This window comes from Arthrobacter sp. TB 26 (genome assembly GCF_000427315.1).
Taxonomy (GTDB): Bacteria; Actinomycetota; Actinomycetes; order Actinomycetales; family Micrococcaceae; genus Arthrobacter.
The window spans coordinates 1-11,056 of sequence record NZ_AUPJ01000025.1 but is presented as its reverse complement, the minus strand read 5'-3'; the positions used below and the strand labels follow the sequence as shown (position 1 = coordinate 11,056).

Sequence of the window (11,056 nt, the reverse complement as noted above, 5' to 3'; positions counted from 1 at the left end):
CCCGGGCCATCGGCGCGGGCCGGGTGCCGTGGGGCAACATGTATGAGTTCCTCACCACCGGCGCGTTTGTGGCCGTGGCAGTCTTCCTGCTGGTCCTCATCCGACGCGACCTTCGCTTCCTGGGCACCTTCGTGGTGGGCCTGGCGATCATCATGCTCGTGGCTGCCTCGGTGGCCTACTGGACGCCGGTGGGACACCTCGTTCCCGCGCTGCAAAGCTACTGGCTGATCATCCACGTCTCGATCGCCGTGCTGTCCTCAGCGCTGTTCACCCTGACCTTCGCGATGTCCGCGCTGCAGCTGGTCCAGTCGCACCGGCAGAAATCCATCGCTGCCGGCGGCGGGGACAAGCTGGGCTTCATGCGCCTTGTGCCGTCCGCGCTGAGCCTCGAAAACCTCTCCTACCGGATCAACGCCATCGCGTTCGTTGGCTGGACCTTCACGCTCATGTTCGGCGCCATCTGGGCCGAGAAGGCGTGGGGGCGGTTCTGGGGCTGGGACACCAAGGAAGTCTGGACCTTCGTGATCTGGGTGGTCTACGCCGGTTACCTGCACGCCCGCGCCACCCGGGGATGGACCGGCACCCGCGCAGCTTGGCTGTCGATCGTCGGCTACCTCTGCGTTGTCTTCAACTTCACCATCGTGAACCAGTTCTTCAACGGCCTGCACTCCTACTCGGGGCTGTAGCCCGCACCACCTCCGTCGATTCGCCACAGATGGCCGCTAAGCAACCCGCTTGGCGGCCATTTGCGTCAGGTGCGTGATCGGGCTTCTTGGATAGCGGCCATTCCCGTCAGATGGGTGGCGGAACATGGGGGCTGCGTCCGGAAGCAATGGTCGGTTCGGACGGGGGTGCTTTCCAGGGCGGCGCCGGCCCACCACACTTCATCGAATTGCCACGAACGGCCGTTATGCCACCCCGTGCAGCGCCCATTCACCACAAGTGGCCGCTACAACGCCCCTCTTAGCGGCCATTTGCGTCAGGTGGGTCCATGCGGGCGAAACGCCGTGGGCTCGGGCCCGGTTCAGGGGTCCAGCCGCGCTCCGTCAGCACCCTCCGTACCCGGGTCACTGCAGTCGGTTCCATGCCGGGTGCGACCGGGTCCAGGTCCCGCTGTGTCAGCACGACAACGCTCCACCCGGCATCTCTGGCGCTTTCATCTCGGAAGATGTCGCTGCGGCGCTGCGCCGGATCCGCGTGATGCCCACCGTCGTACTGGATGGCGATCTTCTCTCGCTGGTAGGACAGATCCGGGTCCTGGATCCAGCACCCGTTCTCGTCGAAGATCGGGACGTTGACCCCGGGCTCCGGCAGGCCATGGCGAACCAGCAGCAGCCGGAGCGCGGTCTCTTTGGGGGAGTCCGTGTTGGCGCGCATCAATGCCCGGGCACGCATCGCGCTCCGGTAGCCAGTCCTTCCCCTTTTCCCGGCGAGGTATCCGTCCAGTTCATCGAGCGTGGCCAGCGGATTCCTTCGCCGCAACAGGAAGTCGCCGGCAACCACCAAGCCATCGAGGTCCAGAATGCCAGCGAGATCGAACCACGTCCGCAGCGGGGAGGTGCAGGTGACCTTGGCGCCAGCTACGATCTCGTCCGGTTGGAGTGACTGCTGATGGCCGACGACATACTTGTACCGCACGGCCCGTTTGCCTGGACCGCCCGTCAGGTGGATGACAGCCAGAGTCTCCAGTGAAAGCGGCAGGGGGAAGCCCCAAAGCACTGCTGCAGACAGGTGGCTCACGACGCCGCCGGTCACAACAGCCAGGGCGCGCAATCGTTCCAGCAAAGTGTCCTGCGTGGTGGCCGCCGTGCGCACTCCGTGGCAAGGATTGACGAGATCCAGAGCCCGGGTCCGACGCCGGCTCAGCCCGGCAGCACGGGCCTGAGCCACGGTAAAAGGCTGGTTTCGAAGCTGCGGGGGAAGCTCGCTGGGAGGGCGCATACAAGAATTCTGCGTCCGTCAGGAGCGGGCTCCGAGGTTATCCACAGAGTGGAGGAGAAGTGCGTCTTGTGTCCGGAAGGAAGTTGCGTCGGACGCTACGGTGCGGGGAAGGTGCGTCGGACGCTACAGTGCGCGGAAGGGAAGCCGGGAGAGCCCGGGGAAGGGAATCACGGAGAGCCCCCGGGGAGGGACATGCGGCCGTGAAAGGGCGGGCTGGACTACTTGACCTCGTCGGTGCCCTGCGCGTCGCCGCTGCCGCGGGCCTCGCCCGGCTCGGACCCGTGTGTGCCCTTGCCGTCGTCGATGGAGCGCTCCTTGGCGTCCAGCTCGGCCTTGAGCTTCTTGAGCCGGTCGGCTTCGGCCTGGTTGCGGCGGCGGAGTTCGAGGTTGCGCAGGAAGTCCGGGTCGTCGTCGGGCGCGATGGTGTGGCTGTACGTGGCGCGCGCAGGGGCGGTGCCGCGGGGGCGGCCAATGAGGAACCACAGGATGGCGCCAATGACCGGAAGGACGATCTGCACGACAATCCAGGCAGGCTTCGAAATGCCCTTGGTCTGGCGGGGATCAGTGCGGATCACGTCGATGAGTCCGTAGACAAAGACAACGAGTACTGCGACGGCAACCACTACACGGAGGAGCATGCCTTCAGTTTAGCCGTCGGGGGAGTTCCCGGCGCCTCCTGGTCCTCACAGCAGGCATGATGCTGCCCCGGTGGGGCGGGCGGCCGCTGGCGGCTAAACTTGGAGTGTGGATTTCCTGAAATACTCCCTGATCCGGCTTGCGCTCTTTGTGCCTCTGTTCGCACTGTTCGTCTACCTCGAGCTCGGATGGCTGCTTGCCGTCCTCTGCGCGGGCATGATGGCGTTCGCGATCAGCTTCCTCTTCTTCCAGAAGCAGCGCGACGCCGCCGCAGCCTCGCTGCACCAGCGGTTCTCGGGCAAGGCCAAACCTCTGCGCAGTGCCGGGGAAGTGGACGACGCCGACGCCGAAGACCGTCTGGTCGACGCGCACCCGGACATCACCGTGCACACGGACAGCCGCCCGAAGGACTCCTAGCCCCCGCCCCCAAAGGGTCCAGGAGAAGCCCCCAAAGGGACCAGGCTCCTAGAACCCGTGGCTCAGCACGAGGCCCAGCGAGAACAGCACCGCATAACCGAGGTTGATCAGCCCGGTCTGCTTGAGCACCGGAATCAGGCTCTTGCGGCGCCGGCCGGCGATCATCAGCCAGGACGGCATCAGGCTGGCAGGGATCAGCAGCAGCACTATCAGCATCCACGGCCGGGACGGCGCCAGGACAATCGGCAGCAGGATGGCGACGGCGAGCATCAGCACGTAGCTTTCCCGGGCATGCTTGTCGCCCAGCCGCACAGCCAGGGTCTTCTTCCCGGCCTTCCGGTCGGTGGGGATGTCACGGACGTTGTTGGCCATGAGCAGGGCACAGGCGATGAGGCCGGTGCCGATCGCGCCGATGATGGCCGCGAGGCTGATCTGGCCGGCCTGCGTGTAGGTAGTACCGAGGGTGGCGACCAGACCGAAAAACACAAAGACGAACAAGTCGCCCAGGCCGAGATAGCCGTAGGGATTCTTCCCGCCCGTGTAGCCCCAGGCCGCCAGGACACAGCCCAAGCCCACCAGGATCAGCCACCAGGTCTGGGAGAGGATGACCAGGGCCAGGCCGAACATCATCGCCAGCCCGAACGCTGCGAACGCGGCGTACTTGACGTGCTCGGGCTTCGCGGCGCGGGAGCCGACCAGCCGGAGCGGGCCCACCCGGTCCTCATCCGTGCCCCGGATGCCGTCCGAATAGTCGTTGGCGTAGTTCACACCAATCTGCAGCAGCAGGGCCACCAGCGCGGCCAGCACGGCGTTGAGCGGACGGAAGGCGTCCATCTCGTACGCGGCCGCGGTGCCGATCAGGACAGGCGCGATCGCGGCCGGCAGGGTGCGCAGTCGGGCGCCTTGGATCCATTGAGCGGCTGTAGCCACGTTTCAGTACCTCGTGTTGGTTTGGCGGCACCGGGAGTGCCCGGCTTATCTATTTTCCCTGATGCAGCTCGGAGAGCCGAACCGTCATGGCAAGGCGGTCCGGTTTTCCGTTCGGCAGCATCAGCAGTTCGCTGGCGGCGAGCACGGTTTTCGGGGCCAGCGGCCCCAGCGCCGGCGCCCAGGCGGCGCCCGCGGTGAAGTCCCGGATGCCTTCCGGCGAGCTGTCCACCACCGCGACGTACGCGGCGAGGGCCTGCCCCCACTCGGCGGACGGAACGCCCGCGACGAACGCGGCCAGCACGCCGTCGAGCTTCTCCAGCTCGGCCTGCACGTGCGCTGCGGAGACCTTGACGCCGCCGGTGATGACGACGTCGTCGGCCCGGCCCAAAACGGTCAGCTTCCCGTCGGCGTCCAGCTCGCCGAGATCGTTGGTCCGGTACCAGCGGACGCCGTCGTCCTCCACGAATGCCGCCGCGCTGAGTTCCGGGGCATCAAGGTAGCCGGCGGCGATGGTGGCCCCGCCGAGCAGGATGCGTCCGTCGTCCGCCACCCGGACCTCGACGCCGTCCAGCGGGACGCCGTCGTACACACAGCCGCCGCAGGTCTCCGCCGAGCCGTAGGTGGTCACGACCCGCACCCCGGCGTCACGGGCCGCGGCGAGCAGCCCCGGCTGCACCGGACCGCCGCCGAGCAGGATCCCGTTGAAGCGGCGGAGCGCGGCCAATGTCCCGGCCGTGGGCGAGTCCAGCAGGCGCTGCAGCTGGGTGGGCACGAGCGACGTGAAACGGATCTTGTCCGTCAGCTCGAGTGCCGCGGCGGTGAAGGCCTCCGGGGTGAAACCGCCGCTGAGGTCCATCGCCCACGGGCGGGTGCCGGCGAAAAGCGAGCGGACCAGCACCTGGACGCCGGCCACGTACTGCACGGGCAGGGCGAGCAGCCACTGGCCCTCGCCCTTGAGCGCCACCGCGGTGGCCATCGAGGAGGCCGCCAGCGCGTCCAGGGTCAGCACGGTCGCCTTGGGCGTGCCGGTGGAGCCGGAGGTCCGCACCACGACGGCGGCGTCCTCGATGCCGGGCGTTGCGGGGAAGACCAGCACCGGGGACCCGTCGGGTCCGGCGGAGAGCTCGACGGCGGGGCCCTCACCGCGGAGGGCAGCGGCCAGCGCCGTGAGGGCGGGCCCGATGTTTACAGCTCCGGAAGTCACACGGGCCGCCTTAGAAGTAGTACGGGAAGCTGGACCAGTCGGGATCGCGCTTCTCGAGGAACGCTTCCTTGCCCTCCACGGCCTCGTCGGTCATGTAGGCCAGCCGGGTGGCTTCGCCGGCGAAGACCTGCTGGCCGGCCAGCCCGTCGTCGGCCAGGTTGAAGGCGAACTTGAGCATCCGGATGGCCTGCGGGGACTGCCGGGCGATGTCGGCGGCGTATTCCAGCGCCACGTCCTCGAGCCGCGCATGGTCCACGGCCTCGTTCACTGCGCCCATCCGAACCATGTCCTCGGCGGAATATTCGCGGGCCAGGAAGAAGATTTCGCGGGCGGCCTTCTGGCCGATCTGGCGGGCCAGCAGCGCGGAGCCGTAGCCGGCGTCGAAGCTACCCACCGTGGCGTCGGTCTGCTTGAACTTGCCGTGTTCGCGGGAGGCGATGGTCAGGTCGGACACGACGTGCAGGGAGTGCCCGCCGCCTGCCGCCCAGCCGTTCACGACGGCGATGACCACCTTGGGCATGGTGCGCATGAGCCGCTGGACCTCGAGGATGTGGAGCCGGCCGGCGCGTGCCGGATCGATGGTTTCGGTGGTTTCGCCGTCGGCATAGCGGTAGCCGTCACGGCCGCGGATCCGCTGGTCGCCGCCGGAGCAGAAGGAATGGCCGCCGTCCTTGGGGGAGGGTCCGTTGCCGGTGAGCAGCACGGTGGCCACGTCCGGGCTCATCCGGGCGTGGTCCATGGCACGGTACAGCTCGTCCACGGTGCCGGGGCGGAAGGCGTTCCGTACCTCGGGGCGGTTGAACGCGATGCGCACCGTCGGCAGGTCGCGGACCACGGTGCCGTCCGCGGATCGCTCCACCTGCCGGTGGTAGGTCATGTCCTGGAAATCGTCGAAGCCGGTCACGGTGCGCCAGCGGGTGGGGTCAAAGATGTCGGATACCTTGGCGGGGATTTCGTTGCTCACAGTCCGAGTCTAGTAATCGCCTCAGCTGATGCAGAACTCGTTGCCTTCCGGGTCCGCCATGGTGTGCCAGGAATGCGGTCCCTCGCTGGCGGTCCAGAGGAAGGTGGCGCCGCGGGCTTCGAGGGCGGTGCGGACCGCGTCCTTGTCGGCGCCGGCGAGCCTCACGTCCCAGTGGACCCGGTTTTTGACGGTTTTTTCTTCCGGGACCGTCTGGAACAGGATGCGGCGGGCGGGCGATTTGGCCTCGAGTTCGTCGGGCGGCCGGATCGCGGCGCCGGTACTCCAGACGAGTTTGCCGTGGTGGAGCTTGGTTTGCGCATCCGTCGCGAAGCCCTGCTCGATCATGGAGCGGATGAAGGCCTCGTCCTGCGGTTCCACGGCCCACTCGAGGGTTTCGGCCCACCAGTCGGCGAGTTCATGCGGGTCCCGGCAGTCGACGGCGATCTGGATGTTGAGTGTCATGGAAAGAAACTACGACGTCGGCGCCCGCGGCGGTAGGGGTTGCGGGTCCGTCCGCTGCGGGTCCGGCACCTGACCCACACCACCCCAACCAACGCGGGGTCACCTAGCGCCCATGCGGACCGCCGGAATGGGCCCTAACTGACCCCGCGTTGTTTGGGTCAGCCCTGTACCTTCTGGAGCTGTTCCATCACCTCCGGCGGGATGGCGTAGATGAAGATGACCGCCAGCAGATTCTTCGAGGCATGGACGAAATAGGAGAACATCACATTCTTGCCGGTCCAGACGTAGACAAACACCAGGACGGCGCCCATCGCCAGATAGGGCATAAGTACGGGAAGGGTCAGGTCCTCCTGGCCGACGATATGCAGGGCCGCGAACAACACGACGGACAAGCCACAGCACACCCAGAGGTTGACCCGCCGGCTGAGCTTGCCGATCAGCAGGTGGCGGAAGATGTACTCCTCCACGAAGGGCCCCACGATCACCAGCAGCGGCACCATCAGCCAGGCCGGCACCTGCTGCATGAGCGCCTGCAGGCCTGCCTGGTTGGCGGACGTCTGCGGCGTTCCGGTGATGGACACGAGGACCGCGGTGAGGATCATCATGGCCACAACGGCCAGGGGGACCATCAGCAGGGTGAACCACGGCCGCGTCGCGAGGACCCTGAGGTCCCGCGCGGCGACCTGCCGGACCGCGGCCAGGGCCAGGATCCCGATGCTGCCGTAGAAGATCAGGTTCACGGAGTAGGACGCCACTGCCGGGTTCGGCGACAACTGCAGCATCAGCGGGACCAGTAGGCCGCCGGCCACAGCGAAAAAAGTGGCGACAGCTACGTAGAGGCCTGCCGTGAGATAGTCGAGCCGCGAGAACCGGTACAGTTCCGGCCGCGGTGCTGGTATGCGGAGAGCGGTGCCCATGCCACCAGCCTAGCGCCGTGGCAGGGCCGCAGAGTCAAGGACAACCGATCATCCCCGGCGCCTCAGTACCTCAGTCATAGCCCTCGGTGTCATACTGGACGACGCACGCCGCCGCCGGGCAGGCTGGCACCTACTTGCGAGGACTCCTTGAGCGAACATCTCCGCCTTTCGGGCGTATCCCATGGTTACGGGGACCGCCAACTGTTTGCCGGCGTCGAAATTGCCATCACGGCCGGTGAACATGTCGCAATCGTCGGCGAAAACGGCGCGGGCAAATCCACGCTACTCCGGATCTTGGCCGGGCTCGAGGCACCGGACGAGGGCACCGCCGTCAGCCAGGGCCGTGTGGGCTATCTTGCCCAAACCCTCGGCCTGCCTGATGCGTTCACCGTGAGCAACGCGATCGATGCCGCACTGGAATCGCTCCGCGACATCGAGGCCGAGCTGGAGCGCCTGGAAGACGGGCTTGCCGGTGCGGAAGCAGATGAACTGGAACGCTACGGAGACCTGCAGACGCAGTACCAACTCAGGGAAGGCTATGCCGCGGAATCCCGGGTGGAGGCGGCGCTGGACCGGCTTGGCCTCGGCGGACTGGACCGGATGCGGACCCTGGGCTCGCTCTCCGGCGGGGAGCAGGAACGCGTGGCACTGGCCTGCGTGCTGGCCGATCCCGCGGACATCCTCCTCCTGGATGAACCCACAAACCACCTTGACGCCAGCGGCACAGCCTGGCTGGAGGCGCGGCTGGCCGCGCACCGCGGAACCGTGGTGGTGGTCTCCCACGACCGCGTCCTGTTGCGCACAGTGGCGTCAAGCGTGATTGAAGTGGATGCCGAGCGCCTGACGGTCAACCGGTACGGCAACGGCTACGAAGGCTACCTGCGGGAGAAGGCGGCCGAACGCCAGCGCTGGGCGCAGCAATACCACGGGTGGCTGGACTCGATGGCGGCCGAACGGCTCCAGGCGGACACCGTCGCGGGGAAGATGGGCTACGCCCGCCAACGCGACAACGACAAAATGGGGTTCGACTTCAAAGCAGGCACGTGGCAAAAAGCAGCCACCAGCAAAGCCCGCAATGCCCAGGAGCGTCTCCGCCGGCTGGAGGCAAACCCCATCGACCGTCCGCCGGTGCCCCTGAAACTGGCGACCGAGCTGCGTGCGGAGGTTGCGGCGGGTCCCGCCCTTGAAGCCCGGGGAGTGACGGTGCCCGGCCGTCTGGAGCCGACGGACCTCAGCGTGGAGGCGGGCCAGAAGATCCTCATCACCGGTCCCAACGGTGCCGGTAAGTCCACGCTGCTCTCCGTCCTCGCGGGCACGCTGGAGCCGGCAGCGGGCACCGTGGTGAGGCACGGCCGGATCGGTTACCTGCAGCAGGAACTGGAGCTCCCGCAGCGCCCGGGGCTGCGTCTCTTGCCAGCTTTCGCCGCGGGCCTGGGCGGCAACATCGATGAGCACGCCGAGGCGCTGCTACGGCTAGGGCTCTTCCGGACCAGCGAATTCCACGTCCCGGTGGGAAGCCTTTCCGCAGGGCAACAACGCAGGCTGGCGCTCGCCCGCCTCCTCCTGGGCGGGTACGGGACGATGCTCGTGGATGAGCCCACCAACCATCTGGCGCCCGTGCTGGTGGAACAGCTCGAAGCGGCCCTGTCGGACTTCGCAGGGACACTGGTCATGGTCAGCCACGACCGCGCATTGGGGGAGTGGTTCAGCACGTGCGCCCTTCAAAACAGTGCAGGGAACCGCGCCGGGCACGGCGCCAAGGCCGGGAACTGGCTCCGGTATGCCATGAGCGACGGCGCCCTGGCCTAACGGACGGACTCACCGGGATTTTGCGGACAGGAATCGAACATCATTCGGCGGTATGGCCGGAATGGCATCAATAATTAGTATAAACACCCGCATGGTGTTGCCCCCGTCACGTCCGGGTCCTGAATGCTAGTACGATAGATGAGCCGCGCGAACTTCGACGCTTGTGAGGTTCGGTACATGTCTTGGCCCCTGCGAGGGGCTGGGGCCCGAATTTTGTGTACTTGAATCCACGGTCCCTTCCCGGCCATACCTCGACCTACAAGGAAACAGCTGTGCCATCAAATACCCCCACAGAACTTAAGAGCCCGACGGCGCAATCCGCCGTCGTCGACTCGACTCTCAGCGCCGAGGGCTACCAGAAGTCCCTGAGCGGTCGCCAGGTCACCATGATCGCGATGGGCGGCGCCATCGGCGTCGGCCTGTTCATGGGTGCCGGCGGACGGCTGGCCTCCACCGGACCCGCGCTCATCTTCTCCTACGCTATTGCCGGCGTCATCGCGTACCTGCTGATGCGCGCACTGGGCGAGCTCATCATGTACCGCCAGACGTCGGGCTCCTTCGTCAGTTACGCCGGCGAAATGTTCGGCAAGAAGGGCGCCTACCTGTCCGGCTGGATGTACTTCATCAACTGGGCCATGACCGGCATTGCCGAGCTCATTGCGATCGGACTGTACTTCCAGTTCTTCTTCCCCAACGTGCCGGTTGAACTCTCCGCCATCGCGGCGCTGCTGCTGCTTGTGGGCGTCAACCTCCTGAGCGTCAAGGCGTTCGGCGAATTCGAATTCTGGGCCTCCGTCCTCAAGGTCGGCGCCATCCTCATCTTCCTGGCCGTGGGCACCTTCATGGTGGTCACCAACGCCCAGGTTGGTGCCGGCCACGCTTCGGTCAACAACCTCTTCGCGGCCGAAGGTGGAATGTTCCCCAAGGGCGCGCTGGTCATGATCCTGGTCCTGAACGCCGTGATCTTCGCCTACAACGGTATTGAGCTCGTGGGCATCACCGCCGGTGAGATGCAGGATCCGGCCAAGGAAGTGCCCAAGGCGATCCGCGCCGTCGTTTTCCGCATCGTGGTCTTCTACGTCGGTTCCGTCACCCTTCTGGCCATGTTGCTTCCCTCGGACCAGTACGTCGCGGGCACCTCGCCGTTCGTCACCGTGTTCGGGCAGATGGGCCTCGGCTGGATGGGCGACGTCATGAACATGATCGTCATCACCGCCGCGCTGTCCTCCTGCAACTCGGGCCTGTACTCGATCGGCCGCGTCTTCCGCACCATGGCCAACAACGGACATGCTCCGCATTGGCTGACCAGGATGTCCAAGAGCCACGTGCCGTACGCCGCCATCCTGGCCATCGGCGGCGTCTACCTCGTAGGCATCCTGCTCAACATCTGGCTCGGTGGCTCGCACGCCTTCGACCTCGCTCTGAACTCCGCATCGATCGGTGTGATCTTCACGTGGGGCGCCATCTTCGCCAGCCAGATCGCGCTGCGCAAGACCAAGGGCAAGGTCTCCGCCCTGCCCGCGCCGGGCGGCACCCGGGCCAGCTGGGCCGGCCTGATTTCCCTGCTCGTCATCACGGTCCTCATCGGTTTCGACACCATGACCAGCAAGACCGGTGAGGTGTTCCACCTCGGACTCTGGACCCTGGCGACCATCCCGTTCTTCGCACTCGTGCTGTGGCTTGGCTGGCAGAAGGTCAAGAACAACGAACCGACGAACCCGCTCTTCAACTAACCGCTCCAGGCAACATCCAAGCGGACGACGACGGCGGGCCCCC

At 66.5% G+C, this 11,056-nt stretch carries 11 protein-coding genes; 4 read left to right on the top strand and 7 right to left on the bottom strand.

Annotated features, from left to right (window positions below; genetic code table 11):
* A partial coding sequence (ccsB, locus tag K789_RS0100490) for a c-type cytochrome biogenesis protein CcsB (protein WP_024365034.1) occupies nt 1–686 on the top strand: 686 nt, incomplete at its 5' end.
* 277 nt (nt 687–963) lie between these two features.
* On the opposite strand, the gene K789_RS0100485 is transcribed toward ccsB, so the two are convergent.
* Together K789_RS0100485 and K789_RS0100480 are read right to left on the bottom strand one after the other, a co-directional pair.
* The gene (locus K789_RS0100485; protein ID WP_237739464.1) at nt 964–1,890 is read right to left on the bottom strand and encodes a hypothetical protein; all 927 of its coding nucleotides are present in this window, start codon (nt 1,888–1,890) and stop codon (nt 964–966) included.
* A gap of 269 nt (nt 1,891–2,159) precedes the next feature.
* Entirely contained in the window at nt 2,160–2,579 is a 420-nt protein-coding gene (locus tag K789_RS0100480; RefSeq protein WP_024365032.1) for a PLD nuclease N-terminal domain-containing protein, read from the bottom strand.
* Between the two features lie 106 nt (nt 2,580–2,685).
* On the opposite strand from K789_RS0100480, the gene K789_RS0100475 reads away from it, so the two are divergent.
* Nucleotides 2,686–2,994, top strand: coding sequence for a DUF4229 domain-containing protein (locus K789_RS0100475; RefSeq protein ID WP_024365031.1), 309 nt, complete (start codon nt 2,686–2,688; stop codon nt 2,992–2,994).
* Nucleotides 2,995–3,042: 48 nt separating this feature from the next.
* Here the strand turns inward: K789_RS0100475 and K789_RS0100470 are convergent, their stop codons facing one another.
* The 5 genes from K789_RS0100470 to K789_RS0100450 all read right to left on the bottom strand — a co-directional run bounded on the left by K789_RS0100470 (nt 3,043) and on the right by K789_RS0100450 (nt 7,471).
* Complete coding sequence (locus K789_RS0100470; protein WP_024365030.1) at nt 3,043–3,924, bottom strand: 1,4-dihydroxy-2-naphthoate polyprenyltransferase; 882 nt, start codon at nt 3,922–3,924, stop codon at nt 3,043–3,045.
* Between the two features lie 49 nt (nt 3,925–3,973).
* Nucleotides 3,974–5,128: an AMP-binding protein gene (locus K789_RS0100465; protein WP_024365029.1), complete on the bottom strand. Its 1,155-nt coding sequence runs from the start codon at nt 5,126–5,128 to the stop codon at nt 3,974–3,976.
* A 10-nt stretch (nt 5,129–5,138) separates the two neighbouring features.
* On the bottom strand, nt 5,139–6,092 hold the full coding sequence (locus tag K789_RS0100460; protein ID WP_024365028.1) for a 1,4-dihydroxy-2-naphthoyl-CoA synthase: 954 nt from the start codon (nt 6,090–6,092) through the stop codon (nt 5,139–5,141).
* 21 nt (nt 6,093–6,113) lie between these two features.
* On the bottom strand, nt 6,114–6,554 hold the full coding sequence (locus tag K789_RS0100455) for a VOC family protein (protein ID WP_024365027.1): 441 nt from the start codon (nt 6,552–6,554) through the stop codon (nt 6,114–6,116).
* 158 nt (nt 6,555–6,712) lie between these two features.
* Entirely contained in the window at nt 6,713–7,471 is a 759-nt protein-coding gene (locus K789_RS0100450) for a CPBP family intramembrane glutamic endopeptidase (protein ID WP_024365026.1), read from the bottom strand.
* 147 nt (nt 7,472–7,618) lie between these two features.
* On the opposite strand from K789_RS0100450, the gene K789_RS0100445 reads away from it, so the two are divergent.
* Nucleotides 7,619–9,280, top strand: a complete 1,662-nt coding sequence (locus K789_RS0100445; RefSeq protein WP_024365025.1) for an ABC-F family ATP-binding cassette domain-containing protein — start codon at nt 7,619–7,621, stop codon at nt 9,278–9,280.
* Nucleotides 9,281–9,552: 272 nt separating this feature from the next.
* On the top strand, nt 9,553–11,013 hold the full coding sequence (locus tag K789_RS0100440) for an amino acid permease (RefSeq protein WP_024365024.1): 1,461 nt from the start codon (nt 9,553–9,555) through the stop codon (nt 11,011–11,013).
* Nucleotides 11,014–11,056 lie beyond the last annotated feature (43 nt).

Coding starts and splice junctions, on each gene's coding strand:
- K789_RS0100480 (WP_024365032.1), bottom strand. CDS start 2,579: ATGCTCCTCCGTGTAGTGGTTGCCGTCGCAGTACTCGTTGTCTTTGTC.
- K789_RS0100455 (WP_024365027.1), bottom strand. CDS start 6,554: ATGACACTCAACATCCAGATCGCCGTCGACTGCCGGGACCCGCATGAA.
- K789_RS0100450 (WP_024365026.1), bottom strand. CDS start 7,471: ATGGGCACCGCTCTCCGCATACCAGCACCGCGGCCGGAACTGTACCGG.